The organism is Haloferax sp. S1W (genome assembly GCF_044593955.1).
Classification (GTDB): domain Archaea; phylum Halobacteriota; class Halobacteria; order Halobacteriales; family Haloferacaceae; genus Haloferax.
In genome coordinates this window covers 743,844-762,489 of record NZ_CP172595.1, presented here as the reverse complement: position 1 = coordinate 762,489, position 18,646 = coordinate 743,844, and the positions used below count along the sequence as shown (strand labels likewise).

The 18,646-nt window shown below is 61.1% G+C and carries 19 protein-coding genes and 1 tRNA gene; 9 read left to right on the top strand and 11 right to left on the bottom strand.

Annotated elements, in window-relative coordinates:
* Positions 1-12: 12 nt before the first annotated feature.
* A complete protein-coding gene (locus ACH9L7_RS04050) occupies positions 13-1,446 on the bottom strand; it encodes an alpha/beta hydrolase family protein (protein ID WP_396612454.1) in 1,434 nt (477 codons plus the stop codon).
* Positions 1,447-1,651: 205 nt separating this feature from the next.
* Here ACH9L7_RS04050 and ACH9L7_RS04045 point away from each other — a divergent pair, with 205 nt between their 5' ends.
* From ACH9L7_RS04045 to ACH9L7_RS04025, 5 genes are all read left to right on the top strand, one after another.
* Complete coding sequence (locus ACH9L7_RS04045; protein WP_396612453.1) at positions 1,652-2,287, top strand: VOC family protein; 636 nt, start codon at positions 1,652-1,654, stop codon at positions 2,285-2,287.
* A gap of 119 nt (positions 2,288-2,406) precedes the next feature.
* Positions 2,407-3,348 carry a VOC family protein gene (locus tag ACH9L7_RS04040; protein WP_396612452.1) on the top strand — a complete coding sequence of 314 codons (942 nt, stop codon included), beginning with the start codon at positions 2,407-2,409 and terminating at the stop codon, positions 3,346-3,348.
* Positions 3,348-4,010 (top strand): alpha/beta hydrolase, encoded by a 663-nt coding sequence (locus ACH9L7_RS04035; RefSeq protein WP_396612451.1) that lies wholly within the window; start codon positions 3,348-3,350, stop codon positions 4,008-4,010. Before ACH9L7_RS04040 ends, ACH9L7_RS04035 begins: the two co-directional genes overlap by 1 nt.
* 50 nt (positions 4,011-4,060) lie before the next feature.
* Positions 4,061-4,474 (top strand): CoA-binding protein, encoded by a 414-nt coding sequence (locus ACH9L7_RS04030; protein ID WP_396612450.1) that lies wholly within the window; start codon positions 4,061-4,063, stop codon positions 4,472-4,474.
* A 33-nt stretch (positions 4,475-4,507) separates the two neighbouring features.
* Positions 4,508-4,804: a translation initiation factor gene (locus ACH9L7_RS04025; RefSeq protein WP_396612449.1), complete on the top strand. Its 297-nt coding sequence runs from the start codon at positions 4,508-4,510 to the stop codon at positions 4,802-4,804.
* 90 nt (positions 4,805-4,894) lie between these two features.
* Here ACH9L7_RS04025 and ACH9L7_RS04020 read toward each other — a convergent pair whose 3' ends face one another.
* Complete coding sequence (locus tag ACH9L7_RS04020) at positions 4,895-5,539, bottom strand: archaellin/type IV pilin N-terminal domain-containing protein (protein ID WP_396612448.1); 645 nt, start codon at positions 5,537-5,539, stop codon at positions 4,895-4,897.
* 274 nt (positions 5,540-5,813) lie between these two features.
* On the opposite strand from ACH9L7_RS04020, the gene ACH9L7_RS04015 reads away from it, so the two are divergent.
* Both ACH9L7_RS04015 and ACH9L7_RS04010 read left to right on the top strand, forming a co-directional pair.
* Positions 5,814-6,620 carry a sugar phosphate isomerase/epimerase family protein gene (locus ACH9L7_RS04015; RefSeq protein ID WP_396612447.1) on the top strand — a complete coding sequence of 269 codons (807 nt, stop codon included), beginning with the start codon at positions 5,814-5,816 and terminating at the stop codon, positions 6,618-6,620.
* 211 nt (positions 6,621-6,831) lie between these two features.
* Complete coding sequence (locus ACH9L7_RS04010; RefSeq protein ID WP_396612446.1) at positions 6,832-7,083, top strand: hypothetical protein; 252 nt, start codon at positions 6,832-6,834, stop codon at positions 7,081-7,083.
* Here the strand turns inward: ACH9L7_RS04010 and ACH9L7_RS04005 are convergent.
* The 4 genes from ACH9L7_RS04005 to ACH9L7_RS03990 all read right to left on the bottom strand — a co-directional run bounded on the left by ACH9L7_RS04005 (position 7,080) and on the right by ACH9L7_RS03990 (position 9,092).
* Positions 7,080-7,310, bottom strand: coding sequence for a hypothetical protein (locus ACH9L7_RS04005; RefSeq protein WP_396612445.1), 231 nt, complete (start codon positions 7,308-7,310; stop codon positions 7,080-7,082). The two genes, ACH9L7_RS04010 and ACH9L7_RS04005, sit on opposite strands and share 4 nt — an antisense overlap.
* 158 nt (positions 7,311-7,468) lie before the next feature.
* Positions 7,469-8,200, bottom strand: coding sequence for a hypothetical protein (locus tag ACH9L7_RS04000; RefSeq protein ID WP_396612444.1), 732 nt, complete (start codon positions 8,198-8,200; stop codon positions 7,469-7,471).
* A complete protein-coding gene (locus ACH9L7_RS03995) occupies positions 8,190-8,447 on the bottom strand; it encodes a hypothetical protein (RefSeq protein WP_396612443.1) in 258 nt (85 codons plus the stop codon). The genes ACH9L7_RS04000 and ACH9L7_RS03995 overlap by 11 nt, the downstream gene beginning before the upstream one ends.
* A 571-nt stretch (positions 8,448-9,018) precedes the next feature.
* Positions 9,019-9,092 (bottom strand) — tRNA-Lys (locus tag ACH9L7_RS03990).
* A gap of 153 nt (positions 9,093-9,245) precedes the next feature.
* Here ACH9L7_RS03990 and ACH9L7_RS03985 point away from each other — a divergent pair.
* A complete protein-coding gene (locus ACH9L7_RS03985; protein ID WP_396612442.1) occupies positions 9,246-10,703 on the top strand; it encodes a DHH family phosphoesterase in 1,458 nt (485 codons plus the stop codon).
* Here ACH9L7_RS03985 and ACH9L7_RS03980 read toward each other — a convergent pair whose 3' ends face one another.
* The 5 genes from ACH9L7_RS03980 to ACH9L7_RS03960 form a co-directional block, all read right to left on the bottom strand.
* Positions 10,704-10,997: a PRC-barrel domain-containing protein gene (locus tag ACH9L7_RS03980; RefSeq protein ID WP_396612441.1), complete on the bottom strand. Its 294-nt coding sequence runs from the start codon at positions 10,995-10,997 to the stop codon at positions 10,704-10,706.
* A gap of 123 nt (positions 10,998-11,120) precedes the next feature.
* Positions 11,121-13,322 carry an LUD domain-containing protein gene (locus ACH9L7_RS03975; protein ID WP_396612440.1) on the bottom strand — a complete coding sequence of 734 codons (2,202 nt, stop codon included), beginning with the start codon at positions 13,320-13,322 and terminating at the stop codon, positions 11,121-11,123.
* On the bottom strand, positions 13,315-13,818 hold the full coding sequence (locus ACH9L7_RS03970; RefSeq protein ID WP_396612439.1) for a lactate utilization protein C: 504 nt from the start codon (positions 13,816-13,818) through the stop codon (positions 13,315-13,317). Before ACH9L7_RS03970 ends, ACH9L7_RS03975 begins: the two co-directional genes overlap by 8 nt.
* 81 nt (positions 13,819-13,899) lie before the next feature.
* Positions 13,900-15,717, bottom strand: a complete 1,818-nt coding sequence (locus ACH9L7_RS03965; protein WP_396612438.1) for an Nramp family divalent metal transporter — start codon at positions 15,715-15,717, stop codon at positions 13,900-13,902.
* Positions 15,718-15,912: 195 nt separating this feature from the next.
* Positions 15,913-16,551, bottom strand: coding sequence for a helix-turn-helix domain-containing protein (locus ACH9L7_RS03960; RefSeq protein ID WP_396612437.1), 639 nt, complete (start codon positions 16,549-16,551; stop codon positions 15,913-15,915).
* Positions 16,552-16,924: 373 nt separating this feature from the next.
* Between ACH9L7_RS03960 and ACH9L7_RS03955 the strand changes: the two genes are divergently transcribed.
* Positions 16,925-18,637, top strand: coding sequence for an L-lactate permease (locus ACH9L7_RS03955; protein WP_396612436.1), 1,713 nt, complete (start codon positions 16,925-16,927; stop codon positions 18,635-18,637).
* The last annotated feature ends 9 nt before the right edge of the window (positions 18,638-18,646 follow it).

Below are 18,646 nucleotides of genomic sequence, written 5' to 3'. Positions count from 1 at the left end.
GCGTTTCGGAACTCAGGCGGTCACTCGTTTTTGTTCGTCTCGCATCTCCGCCCCGAGTTCGCGTCTGACGGTCTGTTGGAACTCGTCGCCGCGAATGAGGTTCGAAAGGACGCCGAAGTGTCCGCAGTCCCACTCCCGACGATTCCAGTCGGGGACACCCCACTCGTCGAGCAGGACGCGCGCCGTCCGCGTCGGGGCCATCTCGTCTTGCGACCCAATAAACGAGAAGACGCGTTCGGGGTCAATATCCGGGGTCTTCGGCGGGTTGAGAAGCGGTGCGAACTCGTGGAGTGCGTCGCCAGTCCATCCGGCGGCGTCGAGGGCGCTGTCGATGTCGAGAAGCCTCGTCAGTTCGCCCGACAGGAGTGTCTGGTCGACAGCACCGGGCATCCCGACCGGGAACAACACATCGGGTCGCATCGACTCCGGCCACTCGTCACACCAGCCGCCGACATGGAGTGCGATGATGCCGCCGAGACTGACGCCACCGACACCGACGACGGGCGCGCCTTCAGTCCGTGCCCAATCGACGAGCACCCCAGTTTCGAGCGCGGCGGCGGCATAGAGCGTGAATAGGCCGACAGGTGCTTTGGCAATATACGGTTCGCCGCTGTAGTATCCCGGCGGTTCGCGCCACCCGTGCCACGGCGCGTCCGGGAGGATGACACGATAACCTTCCGGCGCGAGTCTCCGCGCGACGTACTCCTCTTCGGGCCAGTAGACGAGTTGGTCGTCGAACATCCCCCACCCAGAGTAGAAGATGAGCGTCGGCAGGTTGTCGGTCGCATCCGCCGGTTCGTACACTCGGGCAGTCGCGTCGTCACTGAAATGCGGCGACGGCGACGTGAACCGGAGGAGATACTCGACCGTTCCGGGTCCGCGAACGGTCGCAGAGCGCTCGATTCGGGGGAACTCCTCACTGGCCCGCGTTTCCGAAAAGCCGTAGAGTCGTTCGGGTTCGGCGAGTTCGTGGTGCCACCGAACCAGCGCGTCGTCCGGGTCGGGAATCTCGAACTTGACGGACGGAACGTAGTGGTCGCGAGTGAGGAATCCGAACACGGAACTCGGTTTGGCGCGCTGCTGAGAGATTTCGCGCCGCTGGCGTTCGATGGCGACGCGCTCGTCGGGGAGCGATTCGTAGTCGCCCCAGAAGACGCTGTTCCAGCGGGCCATCGTCTCGTCGTACGCGTCGCGAATGCGGGCGTACTCGGCCAGCGCGCGTTCGATTCGGTCGTGTAAGTGCGGTGCGGGCGGTGCGTCGACTTCTCGGAGGAACGCTTCCGGTCCCGCCCCGAGTGCTACGTCCGCGGCGGCCCGAGCGCGAACGACACCGAATTCGCGCGGAAGCATTCGCGTCTTGAACGCCTCGAAGGGCCGAGACGTGAGGAGGCGACCGGCGGGCGAGGTGAGCAGTCGATGCACTGCCGGCGTTTCGAGGTGGTCCATAGTCTGTGCTACGTGTGACGCGATATTGACCCTAGGCCCGAATTAGAGAGGGGAGTGTCTGTATACACCCAGTGAACCAGATTCCACTGCACGAACTCGGTATGTGAGTGGGAAATTCCGTACTGGCATCGGTGTCACCTGGTGTTGTTGGTGTCCGCGAGCAGTTATATCGGTTCGAAACCGAATCAGGTAACATAAGGAAACCATGACAGACGAACAAGCTCAACCCTCCGACCCGCTCGTGACCGCAGACCTCCCGGCTAGTGCATTCCACGTGACCGGAATGGACCACGTCTCGATTATCGGGAGCAACGTCGAGGACACGATTGCGTTCTACCGCGACGTGCTCGGGATGCCGCTCGTCCTCAAACAACCGAACCTCGACGCGCCAAACATCACGCACCTGTTTTTCGACCCGGGTGACGGGCGCATGCTCACGTTCTTCGTGAAAGAGGGCCGCGAATCGAATACAGGGCGTTTGCGAACGCCGATTGGAGGCGTCCACCACATCGCGTTCCGGTTCGACCCCGAACGCCTCGAAGAGATTCGCGCCGGGCTCGAAGCACACGGCCACAACTACAACGAGTTCGACCGCGGAATCTTCCACTCGCTGTACACGACCGACCACAACGGACTCGTCATCGAACTCGCGACGGACAAATACGAGATTCCCGACGACCGACGCGGCGAGGTACTTGCACTGGCGCAACAGAAACGCCTTCAGGCCGGTGCAGCGTTCGCTAAGGGTGAACACCTCGAAGCCGCGCTCGAAGAACTCGGCCTCCCGGTCGAGAGAAAGTCGCTCCCCGACGCGCAGACTGGAGCTGGCGGACTCGACTAACTCCGCCCCGAGCGAAGTGACGATATACACGACGCCGCACGAAGCGACACAACACCGAAAAGCGACACGACACCGCACCATCTCACGCGATACCACCCGAACTCACAACTTACCCAGACGTGCTCACAGATACACTAGGAATCCACCATCTCACAGGAATCGTTCGCAACGCCCAGAAGAACGTCACCTTCTACAGAGACGTTCTTGGGCTTCGCCTCGTCAAGCAGACGGTGAACTTCAACGAACAGTTCACACGTCACCTCTTTTACGGTGACGAGACCGGGTCACCCGGCACCGCCTTGACGTTCTTTCCGTATCCTGCCGAGGACGACGGGCGGCCAGGAAAGCCGCAGATTAGTACCGCATCACTGGTGATTCCGCCGGGGTCGGTATCCTACTGGCAAGACCGCCTCACCGAACACGACGTTTCAGTTGAGGGGCCGTCCGAACGGTTCGACGAAACTGTGCTTCGGTTCTCCGACCCGGACGGCACGGACCTCGAACTCGTCACCGGCGAGTCACCCGTCGAGCCGTGGGCAGACGGGTCGGTCCCCACTCGCCACGCGATTCGCGGCATCCACGGCGTGACACTGCTCTCGACGAGTGTCTTCGTTACTGCGAGCGTCCTCGATACGCTCGGGTTCGACCTCGTCGCACAGGAGGGCGACCGAGTCCGATATCAGGCACCGGGTGACCGTGCGACCGTCGTCGACCTCCTCGACCGGGACGCTTCGTTCGGCCGCGAGGGTGCGGGGTCGCTCCATCATGTCGCTGTTCGCGTCCCCGACGAGGAGCAACTCTACGAGTGGCACGACCTCTTTCGGGAGCGCGGCTACGACGTTTCGCGCGTGAAGGACCGGCATTTCTTCTACTCGCTGTACGTCCGCGAGCCGGGCGGCATCTTGTTCGAACTCGCAACAGAACAGCCGGGGGTCGCGGCGGGGGTCGACAGCGACGCGCTCGGAGAGTCGCTGTTTCTCCCACCATGGCTCGAAGAAGACCGCGAGATGATTGAAGGTCAGCTCCCGCCGCTGGACCTCTCGGAGCCAGAGACGAACTGATGAAACAGAACACAGACTCGACCGGGTCGAGTGCAGACCCACACCACGGCCAACCTATCGAGACGGCGGGCGCACCACCACAAGCGGCCGAAGCGGCCGTCGTGCTGCTTCACGGCCGGGGGTCGACCGCGGGAAATATCCTCACGCTAATCGACGAGTTTCTGCACCACGGTGTGATGTACCTCGCACCGCAAGCGGCTGGCAAGACGTGGTATCCCCGCGCTGCGTACGCACCGTTCGAGGACAACGAGCCGTGGTTTTCGTCCGCACTCGACCGCGTGTCGGAGGCCCTTCAGGTGGCTGCTGACGCCGGTGTTCCACCGGAACGGACGCTTATCCTCGGGTTCTCCCAAGGCGGGTGTCTCGCGAGTGAGTTCGTCGCACGCAATCCGCGACGCTACGGCGGACTCGTCGTGTTGTCAGGGAGTCTCCCCGGACCCGAGACGGGACAGGACCGCGATGGCTCCATCGACGGAACGCCGGTGTTCCTCGGATGCAGTTCGGAAGACCCCTACGTCGATTCTGAGCGCATCCACGATTCGGCGCGCGTGTTCGAACGACTCGGCGGTGACGTAGACAGCAGACTCTACGACGAACTGGGTCACGCGATAAACGACGACGAGGTCCAGATGATTAATTCGTTCATCGAGCAACTCGGCTGAGTCGATACCGTCGGCGGTAAACTGATTTCCCGCCTACTGCAATCACGAGTATGCCATCCGAAGACGCCGGGAAGCTCCGTCGGATTCTCGAATACGACCGTGTCGCTGTCGTCGGGGCATCGACCGTCTACGAGAAAGCGTCGCATATCGTCCCGGCGTATCTCCAGCGTCACGGGTACAAAATCCGGCCGGTTAACCCGAACGCCGACGAGATTCTCGGCGAGCAAGCGTACGATTCGCTGGCCGACGTGACGGACACCGTTGACGTTGTCGAGGTGTTCCGGCCAAGCGAGGAGGTTCCCGAAATCGTCGCCCAAACGCTCGCCCGTGACGACGTGAAGGCGATATGGTTGCAACCCGGAATTCGAAACGACGAGGCGGCTCGAAAGGCGGAGTCTGCCGGGGTCGATGTCGTCCAAGACCGGTGTATGAAAGTCGAGCACGGTCTCCACGTCCGCAACTGAATTCTGGTTGGGCGGCGAATTATACCCAAGACGATGAGCGAAGACGACCCGTTCGACGACCTCGACATCCCAGACGACCCGCTTTCCGACCTCGACCGCGCGACACAGGAACTCACGGTACGGACCGAAAAGCGGCGGTACGGAAAACAGATGGTCATCATCGAGGGGTTCCAGACCGACGCCGACATCGATGACCTCGCGAGCGACCTCAAGTCGGCACTCGGGACCGGAGGGACGGTCAAAGACGACCGTATCGAGATTCAGGGCAACCACGAAAAACGAGTTCGAGAACTCCTTCGTGAGCGCGGCTACAGCGTCGAAAAAGCGTAACATCGGAACCGTTCCCTGTACGCTCTCACTGGAGCAACCGGAGAGCGTCAAGGTGGGTAGAAGAGAAGGCGTCGGGAGAGAGTATCGAGCTTAGAGCTTGACCGGGTCTCCGTCGTCCTTGCCAGCCAGTTGCTGGGGAACAGAGAAGATAACCGTCGTCGTTCCGCCGTTTCTGCTCGTGATTTCGAGTGTGACCTGGTCACCCGTCGAGAGACCTTTGTCGTCTCCTGCGCCGTTGGTGTCACTTTCGATGTCGGAGGGAGCGAGTCTGAGTTCGTAGCGGTCGTCCATCGACTCTAGGACGCCGAACGTGTCGTCGTTACCAGCCACTTGCTTTATTCCGAACTCGTCCGCGTCAGCCGTGTTGGGAGTCCCGTCGTCACCGCCGGCCGTCGTCTGATTGGTCAGCGTTTGGGCGGTCGTCGGGCTCAGATACTTGACAGTCGTCGTGTTCAGGTCGACGCTTCCGGACCCCGCGGCGAGCCGAACGGTCAGGTTGATGTCTTTGATGTTGCCGTCGGTACCGACCACGCCGTGCGCGTTCAGCACTTCGACGCGGTTTGTGACCTTGTTCATGCTTTCCTGTGCGGCGTCTTCCGCGGTCGCCTGCAAGAACCCGGCCGTGTTCACGAGAACACCCGCCGCGATTGCGGCGACGAGAACCATCGCGATGAAGACAATGAGTGTGCCGATGCCGACTTGGCCGCGGTCGTCGTTGCGATATCGTTCGAACATGCGTTGTGTATCTCCAGTTCGGTGTCCGCCTCCTTCTTGTCAGTCTGGAAGAACGGTGAGGCCTACAATACAGCTGAAAAACATAATGTTTTCTATTTGATTATCAAAATTGATTTCTGGATGACTTGTCGGGGCGATAGCCACCAGCGCGACGAATCCTCGTTGGGCTGCATTTTAGCTATGAGAATTCCCCGCGAATCACGGGGAGACGTGAGTTTGCAATGGGATGTCGAACGTGTTGGTTTTATAACTCGTGTGGCAGTACGTGGCGGCCATGTCTCTCAGGCAGGGGTTTCTCGTCTCGTGGGCCGACTCACCGAGTAAATACCGCAAAGTGTTCGCAGATGCCGCTGACGCGGGATTCGACTACGTGGAACTCAATATGGAGGGCGCGTTTCATCGAACACAAATCGAACCGACATCGGTTCAAGATGCCGCGACAGCGCAGGGGCTAGACATCACCGTCCATCTCCCGTACCGGTTCGATATGTGCTCCCCGCACGAATACGTCCGAAAGGGGGCGTGTCGAGAGTTGGAAGCGGCGATAGACACCGCCATCGAGATGGACGCGGAGAAGGGAGTCATCCACGCCGACTCCCTTGCTCGACCCGGACGGGTTGGCGAAGAACCGATTCGCAAGGGGATTCGAAGCACAGTCCGCCGAATCACGGACTACGGGTCCGAACGGGGGTTCGAAGTCGTCACCGAGAACCTGAAAGGGCTCGTCGATGCCGCTGAACTCCCCGCCCTTCTCGCCGACGCCCACCCGGAAGCCAAGATGTGTCTCGATACCGGCCACGCATTCGTCACAGGCATGTCCGGGGAGGAACAGGGAGCCCTGCTACGGGAGTACGGCGACCGAATCTCACACATCCACCTGAACGATACCAGAGTCGAATCGGACGACGAACATCTACCCGTGGGTCTCGGGCGGGTCGATTTCGAACCGCTCGCGGCCGCCCTCGTCGAAACTGACTGGACCGGTACCTGTACTCACGAGGTGTTCACGTTCGATTACTCCCGGGTACACCGCGGAAACGGGAAACCCTACTTCGACAAGTTGCTGGCGACCCGCCGCTAAGAAGGGCTCCGGTAGAGTAGATGCCGGGGTCCGGAAATCGAACAGAGACCACCCAAAACCCGCTTTCGGGTAGTTTGCGACTGTTTTGAGTGGCGATGCGATGTGGAACGGAACCCGTTCGATATCGAACAATTGAATCACATGTTGCTATATGAAATTACCCTGTATCGGGGCCAGCCATTTTATTCGACCACAGTACATGCATGTTAACATGGAACAAACAGGAGGGTATAGGCCGGACGAGCGTGCCGAAACACGGCGTGTGAGAATCGAACGGGAGATGAACGACCACCAGGCGACGACTGTCCGGGTGGTCGATACTGGAGAGTACCGGACGTTGGTGGGCTACAAATCGACGGCGGTTCGCCGAGTACTCGAGCGCGCGTCGAAGGGAGAGACGGTGACACTTGTGCTCGCGCCAACACCGGGGCGAGGTAATTCGTGGGTTGTGCTCGGGGACTAAGGTTCGAGCAGTAATTTTGCGCCGCCGACGAGTACAGCGAACAGCAAGAACAGAATCGTCCCGGCGAGGACATCGTTACCGAACAAGACGGCGAAGTCGGGCGTGAGCGACACGAGGAACCGGTCGGCCCTGAAGTGGTCGGGTGCCCCGACTGCTAACCCGAAGACGACGGCGACGAGGAGCGTCATAAAGACGAGAATCAGCCCGGTTCGGTCGCTCTGAGGCATGACACCATCCACACCGTCACCTCGTATAAGTTATCGGGAAAGTGTACTGAGATGACGCAGACTAGAGAGAAGCGACTCTCTCCCTGAATAACGGTGAAAAAGCAAATTTGAGAGCGGATGCGACCTGTACGGTGTCACGTCGCGTTCGACATTATCGTCTAGAGCGGGTCGCCTCCGATGAATGCGGCCCCGAAGTGCTCGACGTGGGCCCCGGTTGGCCCGGGCACGGCACCGTGGGGTTGCCCGTCGAGGTGGGCGTCGCCCACGATGTGCACTTCGTACACGTCCGATAGGTCGTCGGGAACGCTTCCGAAGATGGTCAAATCACCGGCCGGTTGCGTCACCGACAGTGTGCCGCGTCCGCCACGAACGTCGAGGTTGTTGTCGTCGATACTCGAATCACCGCTAAGATGGCCGAGAGCGCCCGCACCGATGACGTTCTCTGCCGCAGTCCCGGGCGCTCCGAACGGCATAATCGTCCGATTGCTGAAGTCGAAGCCCGGCTCTTCGAATACGATAATCCATGCGGTGTAGGGGACACCCGGAAGCAGGCCAGTGGCCTTCAGGCTGACATCGGTTCCCGAACCGCTACTGTCCATCGTCACCCGTCCGTTGACTGCGCGGAATTCACCCCACCGCACGTGATGACTCCCGTCGAGCATCGTGGGTTTCGTCCCGTTGTCCACTGGATTCCCGTGTCGGCGTTCGACGATTGGGTCCTGTGGGTCCGGTATCGGTGATGGTTCGGTGTCACCCGCCGCTCGGATGAAGTGATGCTCTCCGACAATCTCCGCTCCGTCGCGCCTCTTTGCACCGGCAGTGCCGACAGTCGCGGTGCCGAGGCAAATCCGTCTTCCTATGGTCCCGGAATCTGAGTCGTTACGCGTCACCCTCAGATTGATATGGTTCCCCGACCGCCTCCCGTGGAAGTACGTTGTGGAGTTCGGACTCAATATCGGCAGCCGATTCGAACGACTCACGGGAGGTCTTGGAAACCAATTTGCCTAGATTTGTCTCACCGTCGGCCAATACCAACCTAACGTCGGAGAGTTCTTCCGATGCTGTAGTCCGCCCGATGGGATACTCAATTTCATCAAGCAAGGTCGAAATGTCACTGAACTTGATTTTACGAGCCATACTGCCAAATACGTCCGGGAAGGTAATAAGTGACGTAACCGGTGTGACGAACATTCTCCGATGATTGGGGTTCTTGGGAGACTGGCCACACGTATTTTCCCACAATCGGACGAGTAAGCTGGCAAGTGACCCGATTGTGAAGAACAGCTCACTTGACATATGTGCTGCCGTGCGAGACTCGCGCGCTGTATTCAGTACGACCGCAACGAACTGTCAGTGACTGAAGATTTTAACAGAGCCATTCTCTCCCGAACTCGCGTTGTTGACTCCATTTACCTGCGTTCGCTCACCTCATCAAGACGACGAGTGTGGTGCTTCTGGAAGAAATGCAACGACACGCCAACGATGAGTAGCATCAGACCGAGTGGGAGTGAGATTGGTAAAAGAATCACGCCAGCGATAGCGATGTAGATGAACTTCATATGTTAAATATTCTACATTAGAGAACGATAGTACTTTTGGGGAATCTGAAACCAATCCCCTGAGTCTATCACTCACTCCCCCGTCCAAATCGCCCAGTGGTCGTTCGACAGAAACGCACCGCTATTCAAGAGTAGTTTCGGGAAGGAAGTGGGCCGGACGCGATTTGAACACGCGACCGTCTGATTAAGAGTCAGACGCTCTGCCTAACTGAGCTACCGGCCCTTGCGATTCCTCGTAACCCCCGGTTGGTAAAATGACTTTCCTTTTTGTACGGCGGCGGCAGGGATACGCACACCTCGAAAGTGAGGGACGAAACCCAGCCAGCGGGGAGAACGGTGGGTGTTAAGTGTCGCCCCACCGGAGTAGCCGCCAACGATGAGTGCAGGGGTCACAGTCTCCTCGATGTCCACCTACGCGATTCTCGGTTGCGGGAGCGTCGGGCATGCGGTGGCAGAGGAACTGACAGACGAAGGAAAAGATGTCCTCATCCTCGATAAGGACGAAAGCCGCGTCGAAGCCCTGCGCGACCAGGACCTGAACGCGCAGACGACTGATATCAGCGAACCGGAAGTCGCCGATGCGGTCGCCGGGCGAGACGTTATTCTCATCCTCGCGTCGGATGTCGAAGCGAACAAAGCCGCAGTCTCCGCCATCCGTGACCGCAACGGCGACCAGTTCGTCGTCGTCCGCGCGTCCGACCCCGTCTCCGAGGACGAACTCACGAAACTGGGTGCCGACGTCGTCATCAACCCCTCGGAGGTCATCGCCGACTCCGCGCTTCGAAGCGTCGAGTCCGGCGAACTCGAATACAAGGCCCGGCAGTTGGCCGACCTGCTCCGCGATACCGACCGCGGGATGGCCATCCTCACCCACGACAACCCAGACCCCGATTCGCTCGCCTCCGCAGTGGCGCTGCAGGCTATCGCCAGCGAGTACGACGTTGAAGCCGACATCCTCTATTCGGGCGACATGGGCCACCAGGAGAACCGCGCGTTCGTGAACATTCTCGGCATCGAACTCATGCCTCGTGGGGACGCAAAACCGCTCGACGAGTACGGTGCCTTGGCTCTCGTCGACCACATGAAGTCCGGGCTTCCGGACATCGGCGAGACGGAGATTACGGTCTTCATTGACCACTTCGAACCCGACGAGGGTATCGACGCCCGCTTTACCGACGTTCGACCGAACGTCTCGTCGACATCGACCATCCTCACGAAGTACATCCAAGAGTTCGACCTCAGCCCCTCGAAGGCAGTCGCCACGGCGCTCCTGTACGGTATCCGCGCCGAAACGCTCGACTTCAAGCGCGATACGACCCCGGCAGACCTGACCGCCGCGGCGTATCTCCACCCCTTCGCCGACCACGACATCCTCGAAAAGGTCGAGTCGCCGTCGATGTCGCCGGAGACGCTCGACGTACTCGCCGAGGCGATTCAGAATCGAGACGTACAGGGGTCGCACCTCGTCTCGAACGCGGGATTCATCCGCGACCGCGACGCCCTCTCGCAGGCCGCCCAACACCTCCTGAATCTGGAGGGCATCACCACGTCGGCCGTCTTCGGCATCGCCGACGACACCATCTACCTCGCAGCGCGGTCGAAGGACATCCGGATGAACATCGGGAAGGTTCTCTCGGACGCCTTCACGGGAATCGGCGAGGCTGGCGGCCACTCGACGCAAGGCTCTGTCGAGATTCCGCTCGGCATCTTCACCGGCATCGAATCCAACGACGACAACCGCGACACGCTCTTGCAACTCACCGAAGAAGCGGTAAAGCGCAAGCTCTTCCGTGCGGTGGGCGTTGAAGGTGGAGAAAGCGGGAACGGTAGCTAATCAGGCGACCAGCGACTCTTCGTCTTCGTCGGGCGTCTTCAGGCGCTCGATAACGTCGTTGATGAGGATAACGTCACCGACGGCGCGAACCCAGCGATACGGGATGAGAACACCCTTTCCGGGTTCAATCTGTCCGCGAAACAGTTCATCGTTTAATTCGGCGAGTGCCATTCCCGTGACTGCCTCGTGGTCCAAGTCGAGGCGAACGTCTTCGACTTCGCCGACGAACATGCCGTTGTTCGAGTAGACCTCGCGGCCTACGAGCGTCGTAATCTCTTCGGGCGTCCCGTCCATATCCGCCATCATGAGATGCCGGGCCTTAATTGTTCGTAGCCCCCCGGATTCGTCGCAGACGTGTGGCTGACAGGCGTCAGACGGTGCGAAAGATGAGAGAGACAGGTGGTCCGAACAGTCAGCCTACCGGCGCGGCGCGACGAGTTGCACCGGGTGCTTGGTGGGCCGCCGGAGCAGCGAGTCGAGTTGTTCGAGACACGACGTGCCACTGGCGACCACGGTCCGGTCGCGCGTCTCGTCGGTCTGGAACTGTGATTTGAGTTCGGAGCCAACGTCCATGCTCAGTTCGTAGTATTCGGTCTTGTAGCCGAAGGAGCCAGCCATCCCGCAGCACTCCACGTCGGAGGTCGCCACGTCGTAGCCGAGGTCCGCGAGGACGGCTTCCGTGTGGCCTTCGAGACCGAGGGTTCGTTGCTGGCAGTGGCTGTGGTACGCCACTTCGTCGCCGTCGACGGCCGAGAGCGCGTCGGCATCCGCCCCGTTTTCGAGCAGACCGAAGATGTACTCCATGACCTCGTAGCTGTTGTCGGCGATGCGCCGGAAGGACTGCTCGGGGAGGAACTTCCCGTACTCGTTTCTGAACATTGCGAGGTCCGAAGGCTCAATAACCACGATGTCGCGGCCCGCATCGATGTACTCGGCGAGACCAGCGTACACGTCGTGAGCGTGGTCCTCGGCGGTCGCAATCATCCCCTGCGAGAGCGGTGCGCGACCCGACGACCGAACGTCGGGGACGACGACTTCCACGTCGAGGGCTTCGAGCGCACGGACGGCGGCCTTCCCGCGTTCGACCTGCACGTGGTTGGTGTACATGTCAGGGTAGAGCACGGCGGTTCGCGTCGGATTCTGGACGCGCGACCCACGGGCTTCGAACCACTCGGCGAGCGTCTCGCGCTGGAACGCCGGGAGTTCGCGGCGCGCGTCGATTCCGAGGAACCGCTCCATGAGGTTTCGAGAGACTGATGATTGGGCGACCCAGTTGGAGATGGGCGCGAAGAAGCTCCCCATCTTGGCGGCCGTCTCGAAGTTGCCGAAGAACCGCTTCTGGAGGCTGACACCGCCGGGTTCCTCGTCGGGGGTGAGGCCCTCGACCAGCCAATCGACTTCGGATACCTCGCCGCGGTTCACCCGGTCGCGGACGACCGTGTTTATCCACGGGATGTCGATTTCGACGGGGCAAGCAGTGGTACACCGGCTACAGCCAGTACACAGGTCGTTGAACTCGGCCGCGGAGTCGAGCCCTTCGACGCCCGCTTCCCACCCAGTTCCGATGCCGCCGGAGTACGTCTCGCCGCCGAAGGCGTGTCCGCCGACGTGCTGGAAGTTGGCACAGACGTTGGAACACGCTGAACACCGGATGCAGTAGAGCGTCTCGCGCAACTGGTCGTCGTCGCGCATGGCCATGCGACCGTTGTCGATGAGGACGAGGTGGTACTCGCGGTCCGTCTCATCGTCTGTAATCGGCGTTTCAGGGTCGTCGAAGTCCACCGTCGGCGACTCGACGGGCGGGGTCAGAAGTGAGATGTAGGAGGTGATGTCCTGTCCGGTTCCCGACTTCCCGATGAGTTCGACGAAGGGGTGGAGGTCTTCGACAGTCGGGACGATTTTCTCCACGCCCGCGACGGCGATGTGTGTGTCGGGCACGACGGCCGTCTTTCGGGCGTTCCCCTCGGAGGTGACGAGGGCAATCGTTCCCGTGTCGGTGGTGATGAAGTTGGCACCAGTCATGCCCACGTCGGCGTCTTCGATGAGTTCGCCGAGTTGCTCGCGAGCGAACATGGTGAGTTCCTCGGCCGTCTCCAGCGGTTCGTCGGGTTCGAACGTCTCGTTGAACAGGTCGGCGATGGCGTCGCGCGACTTGTGGATGGCGGGCGCGACGATGTGGGACGGTGCCTCGTCGGCGACCTGCAACACCCACTCGCCGAGGTCCGTCTCGATGACTTCCGTCCCGGCGTGTTCGAGCGCCTCGTTGACCTCGATTTCCTCGGAGGTCATCGATTTCGACTTGACGACTCGCTCGGCGTCTTTCTCCTCGCAGACCTCGCGGATGTAACGGTTCGCGTCTTCGGCGTCGTCGGCGATGTAGAGCGTCCCGCCGTTTTCCTCGACTGTTTCGCGGAGTTCGTCGATGAGGTCGGGCAGTCGCTCGATGGCGTCTTCCTTGATGGCTCGCGCCTCGGATTTCAGACCCTCGTAGTCGTCGAGGGTCTGAACGGACTCGTATCGACCCTGATTGAATCCGCTGGTACCGGTGTTGACGGCGTCGCCTTCCGTCTCCATTAACTGCCGAATCTTGGCCGCCTTGGCCTCGCGCGCCTTACTCATCGAGAATCACCACGTGAACGTCCTTGGGTCCGTGCGCTCCCTTGACCAGTGCGCCCATGTCGGCGGTGGCGCTTGGCCCCGTCGCGATGATAGCTGAGGAGTGTCCCGTGCGGAACTCCTCACCGAGCCATTCGAACGCCTCGGGCATGCCGGGAACGATGTCCGACTGCCGGAGGACGGCGACGTGGCGGTCGCAAAAGAGACTCACGGGTTCGGTGCCGTCGGGCGTGCCCTGCACGACGACGCTTCCGTAGTCCGCGATTCCGATTCCCGCGGCCGTGACGCCAGCCTTCGCCTCACGGAGGTCTGCCGGAGTCGGGTTCGTGTTCACCCACTCAGGGAGTGGGACGCCGTCGTACGGGAGTGGAACACCCACCGCCGGGTCATCACAGACCTTGCGGAGGACGGTGCCCAACTCGTCCGATGATACGTGTGTCCAGCCTACTTCGAGTCGTTCGAGAGAGTCCTCGAACGTTGCAACCGTGCCGGTTGACATGTGTTCGCATTACATGTTCTACATAATCGTTCTTCGGGTTCGAACAGTCCTGTATCGGTTAATCGTGAAGGTTTCGAGTATTCAGGAAAACCGGCCTTTCGCCTCGTCCGAAGCCACAACAGTATCGGACGCCTGACGTTTTCCAGTGGTCGAGCGGGCGACTACATACCCCTGGATGAGGAGGAATCCCGCCCAGAGGACGTACCCTCCGAGACCACTTCCGACGACAGTCGGGGCAGTCTGGAACGCGGAGAGACCGAGTTCGGCAAGCGTCGTCCCCACGAGGAGGATACTGAAATAACCGTAAAAGCCGGACGCCCACCACATCGCTACGACGCGGCCCCATCCGGGTTGGATGTGTTCAGGGAGGCGAGTCGTGTTCATCACGAGGACGAGTGCCGTGTAGGGCCACATCATGACGCCGGACATCGCAGCACCGACGACGAGGAAGAAGAACGGTTCGCGACCCTCGAACGGAGAGGTAAAGGCGAAGATGATGATGAGTCCCCAGAGACAAAACGCCGAGAGCAGTCGCCAGAAGAGTTTCGGGAGGTCCCACCCGGCCTCGCGTCCGTAGGATTCGTAGAGCGCGTCCGCACTGTTTCGGACGAACGACTCGACGATGGCGTATTCGGTCGTAAAGAGGGCGACAAAGAGGATGGCGAAGACGAGGAACGTCCCGACGGGGCCGACCATCGGGGCGATACCTTCGAGCCACATCTGAATCGCGTCGGTCGTCACCCCGGGAGAGTACTGGATGGCGACGCTCATCAGCGCCGGTGCGACGAGCAGGAGTCCGACGACGAACGTCAGGAAGTGTTCAAGCTGGACGACCTTCCACCATCCACGCCACCGACGAAGGTTCGTCACCGTGGGCCGGAACGTGAACCCGTCGCGCTCGATAGGCTCTGGGTCGTCACCGCGAAGCGGGTTCTTTACTCGCCCCTGGTAGTTTCCCATGCCGTAGCCCTTCTCGCGCATCCAGAGACTCTGCGAGAGATTGAGATACCCACCGGCCCCGGCGAACGCGAGACCGCCGAGGAACACTGCGATATCGATTCCCTCGGGGAGTGTGCCGACCGACCCCGCGGCGTCAGGGAGAGAACCGAACTCGACCCACGACCCAGTGACGCCGACGAGCATCAGTGTCGCGCCGATGGCGACGAACAGGAGTCCAATCTGGAACACCTCGACGGCGTTGTACATGACCGACGACATCTGGTACGAGAGCCAGATGACGCCCATCAACGCCGCAGCGACGAGTTTCCACGAGGCGATAGAGAAGCCGAGGACTTGGACAGTCCCACTGAACCCGAGTGCGACGGCGGCGACCTGTGCGGCACCGGCGGCCCACCCGGGCCACCCAAGGCTGATGAGGCCACCGAAGAGGAAGAGCCACGGCCAGTACGTACTCACGCGTGCGAAGGCACGGAAGATGCTCTCGCCGGTCGCAAGCGTCCACCGCTGGAGTTCCGTGTTGATGACGAACTGCGTGAAGATGCCGACGATAAACGCCCAGAAGACGGTCCAGCCGAACTGCGATGTCAACACCGGCCAAAAAAGCGTCTCACCGCTTCCCAGCGAAGCACCGAGCATAATCGCCGACGGTCCGACGACGTGCCCGACTCGGGGGACGCGAGGCAGGTCGGCGATTCGGAACGACCCGCCGGTTCCCTGTTCTGGATACTCCTCGCTCTCAGGTGCCTCGTCGAGGTCATCGTATCGAAGCGGCAGATACCACGTTCCGCGGTACTGTTTGCCCTCGATTTCGGAGGCGTACACGTCGTCGCCGCCCGTGGGGTGGTCATTCAGCGACCGATTCGCGTCATCCCACTCGTCGGTATCGACCAAGTCGGCTGTCGGTCGACCCCCACCAGAGGAAGAGTTATCGTCGGTCATCGACATCCCCCTCGAGAGAGGCTATACCCGGTGAATCGTGGGACATCGGTGCGTCTGCCGTGAATGTGGCCTCTCATGGTATAAAATCGTGGGGTGTGGAGTGCGAAAGCTTGTCAACTGGTCGATGGTAGCGAGCCACCCGCAAAGGTAGTCGAGATTCCGAACCGACGCGCGGACGTGGTTGATTGTAGCGACTTACCCGCCGAGGAAGTGCCAGATGTGACCCCGTTCTTCCGGTGGGTCCACACCGGGAAGTTGTTTCAGCGCGGGTTGGATTGCGTTCCACCAGCCTTCGGCGGACTCGAACCCCGCGGGATAATCGTGGTACACGTCGCGGAGGAAGTCCGCCTTCTTCGCTTCCGGGTGGTCGGTGAGGTAGTCGTACGCGGCAGAGAGGGCCTCTCGCCGGGAGTCGAGCATCGGTCCGCTTCCGGGGAGGTCGGCGGCTTCGATGGCGTTCGAGACGGCGGGCGGGTAGTCGCTCGTTCCCCCGGGAGTGGCCACCCCTGACTCGGGGGTCTCCGGCGAATTGTGCTGGCCTGCGGCGTGTCCCGACGACGCTGCCTCCTCGGGCGAGGTGGGTATCGGAACCCACCAGACGCGACTCCGCGCGCCGACTTTCCTGGTCGCAAGGTCACCGCGCTCTTCGAGTTCGTTGAGTTTGTTGTGCGCCGTTCGGCGGGAGCAGTCCAACGCCTCCATCACGTCCGCCGCGGTCAGTGGCCGAGCGGCGTCCTCGCGGTCGTCGAAGACCGCCAGTACCGCGTCGAGAGAGATGCGGCCGACGTACTGTCCGTGCTCGTTACGGGGGCGCGCGCCAGCCTCGTCCTCCATGGTTTTCCCTCTACACACGTGGGTAAAAGCCTTTGCACACAAGTGCATATCCAATTCACACCTATGAAGTGGCCAATTCACACGTCTGTATTGGGAGTTCGAAGCGGCTCAATCCGGCACCAATCAGGAAAAATATATGTTAGAGAGGACTCCCAAGACCCTCGAAATACGGCGATTAATCGCTTATTTCCGAACCTACACACGTGTGTACTGGACCCAATGACGGTGAGGAGAGAATAAGCAAAGTCGCGTCACAAATCGGGACGAACGATAGATATATATCACAAAAGATGGGTACGAGATACCACGATGCACGGAATCAGGCACGGAGCTGGAATGGCATCGGCTGGAATCAACTATGGGGGTGTACAGCATGGTTAGTGCGGCGAACGCACTCATCGCGCTGCTCCCACTCATCACCATCGCGTATCTCATGGTCGGGCGCTACTGGCCCGCGACGCGGGCGATGCCCGTCGCATGGGTTGTCGCCGTCGGGGCGGGCGTCGTCGGCTGGGGCATGTCGGGGAAGTGGATTGCCGCCGCGACGATTAACGGATTCATCACGGCAGCGAATATCCTGTACATCGTCTTCGGGGCAATCTTACTCCTGTACACGCTCAAGCAGACGGGCGCGTTCGACGCAATCAACAGCGGCTTCGCGGACATCAGCGAGGACCGTCGCGTGCAGGTCGTTCTGCTCGTGTTCCTCATGGGGTCGTTCATCGAGGCGGCCGCCGGCTTCGGGACGCCCGCAGCCATCGTTGGTCCGCTTCTCGTCGGCCTCGGCTTCCCGCCGCTGGCCGCCGTCGTGGTCGCCCTCACGGGTAACCTGATGGCAATTACCTTCGGTGCGGTCGGCACGCCGCTCATCATCGGGATGATAGACATCTTCGACGACGTTCCGGTCATCACGAACGCGCTCGAAGCACAGGGCACGGGCGTCGAGCAGTGGGTCGGCGAGATTGCCGTCTTCGCGGCGATGAACCACGTCGTCGTCGGCATCCTCCTGCCCTTCATCGGCGTCGCGATGATGACGCGTTTCTTCGGCGAAGAGCGCTCCATCAAGCCGGCGCTCGAAGTCCTTCCCCTCACGCTGTTCGCGTGGGCGTCGTTCTCGGTCCCGTACTTCCTGACGGCGTACTTCCTCGGTCCGGTCTTCCCCGGACTCGTGGGCGCGATGGTCGGCCTCCTCGTGACCGTCTCCGCGCTCAAGGCTGGCTTCTTCCACCCCGACGAAGAGTGGGACTTCGGCCCGCAGTCGGCGTGGCCAGACCACTGGGTTGGTGACATCCAGCCCGGTGAAACGAGTCAGCGCAGTGGCGCAGTCGCCGCTGACGGAGGAGTCGTCCAACAGATGCCTCTCTGGAAGGCGTGGACGCCGTACATCCTCGTCGCGGCGCTCCTCGTCTTGACCCGCGTCGTCGACCCGCTCACGGCGTTCCTGAAGGCGAATCTCGTCCTCAAGTCTGGCGACCTGCTCGGAACGGGACTCAGCGGTAGTTTCGCGTTCCTCTACCTGCCCGGCGCGGTGTTCCTCGCGGTTCACCTCGTCACCATCGGCCTCCACGGCATGGACGGCCGGCAGGTCAAGAACACGTGGACGGAGACCATCGAGAAGGTCACGCCCGCCGTCGTCGCGCTGCTGTTCGCGGTTGCGACGGTTCAAATTATGCTGCAGTCCGGTAACGCGACGGGCACCGACAGCATGCTCATCGTCCTCTCCGAGGGCATGGCCGGCATCGCTGGCAGTGTCTACCCGTTCTTCGCCGCGTACGTGGGCGCGTTCGGCGCGTTCCTCGCGGGGTCGAACACCGTCTCTGACATCCTCTTCGGCACCTTCCAGTACGGTGTCGCAGACCAGATTGGCACGCCCAAGACCGTTATGCTCGGGGCACAGGCGGTCGGTGGTGCCATCGGGAACCTCATCGCGGTCCACAACGTCGTCGCCGCACTCGCTGTCGTCGGTCTCGTCGGCGAGGAGGGCCGGGTCATCCGCCTCGAACTCATCCCGCTCGTCTACTACGGGACGGCCACCGGCATCCTCACGCTCCTGTTCAGCTACGTGCTGTTCCCAGGCGTGTTCTGAACGGTGGCG

Excerpts from the sequence above, each read along its gene's own strand:
- ACH9L7_RS04050 (WP_396612454.1), bottom strand. The coding sequence starts at position 1,446 with ATGGACCACCTCGAAACGCCGGCAGTGCATCGACTGCTCACCTCGCCC.
- ACH9L7_RS04045 (WP_396612453.1), top strand. The coding sequence starts at position 1,652 with ATGACAGACGAACAAGCTCAACCCTCCGACCCGCTCGTGACCGCAGAC.
- ACH9L7_RS04035 (WP_396612451.1), top strand. The coding sequence starts at position 3,348 with ATGAAACAGAACACAGACTCGACCGGGTCGAGTGCAGACCCACACCAC.
- ACH9L7_RS04030 (WP_396612450.1), top strand. The coding sequence starts at position 4,061 with ATGCCATCCGAAGACGCCGGGAAGCTCCGTCGGATTCTCGAATACGAC.
- ACH9L7_RS04025 (WP_396612449.1), top strand. The coding sequence starts at position 4,508 with ATGAGCGAAGACGACCCGTTCGACGACCTCGACATCCCAGACGACCCG.
- ACH9L7_RS04020 (WP_396612448.1), bottom strand. The coding sequence starts at position 5,539 with ATGTTCGAACGATATCGCAACGACGACCGCGGCCAAGTCGGCATCGGC.
- ACH9L7_RS04015 (WP_396612447.1), top strand. The coding sequence starts at position 5,814 with ATGTCTCTCAGGCAGGGGTTTCTCGTCTCGTGGGCCGACTCACCGAGT.
- ACH9L7_RS04010 (WP_396612446.1), top strand. The coding sequence starts at position 6,832 with ATGGAACAAACAGGAGGGTATAGGCCGGACGAGCGTGCCGAAACACGG.
- ACH9L7_RS04005 (WP_396612445.1), bottom strand. The coding sequence starts at position 7,310 with ATGCCTCAGAGCGACCGAACCGGGCTGATTCTCGTCTTTATGACGCTC.
- ACH9L7_RS03995 (WP_396612443.1), bottom strand. The coding sequence starts at position 8,447 with ATGGCTCGTAAAATCAAGTTCAGTGACATTTCGACCTTGCTTGATGAA.
- ACH9L7_RS03985 (WP_396612442.1), top strand. The coding sequence starts at position 9,246 with ATGAGTGCAGGGGTCACAGTCTCCTCGATGTCCACCTACGCGATTCTC.
- ACH9L7_RS03980 (WP_396612441.1), bottom strand. The coding sequence starts at position 10,997 with ATGGACGGGACGCCCGAAGAGATTACGACGCTCGTAGGCCGCGAGGTC.
- ACH9L7_RS03975 (WP_396612440.1), bottom strand. The coding sequence starts at position 13,322 with ATGAGTAAGGCGCGCGAGGCCAAGGCGGCCAAGATTCGGCAGTTAATG.
- ACH9L7_RS03970 (WP_396612439.1), bottom strand. The coding sequence starts at position 13,818 with ATGTCAACCGGCACGGTTGCAACGTTCGAGGACTCTCTCGAACGACTC.
- ACH9L7_RS03965 (WP_396612438.1), bottom strand. The coding sequence starts at position 15,717 with ATGACCGACGATAACTCTTCCTCTGGTGGGGGTCGACCGACAGCCGAC.
- ACH9L7_RS03960 (WP_396612437.1), bottom strand. The coding sequence starts at position 16,551 with ATGGAGGACGAGGCTGGCGCGCGCCCCCGTAACGAGCACGGACAGTAC.
- ACH9L7_RS03955 (WP_396612436.1), top strand. The coding sequence starts at position 16,925 with ATGGTTAGTGCGGCGAACGCACTCATCGCGCTGCTCCCACTCATCACC.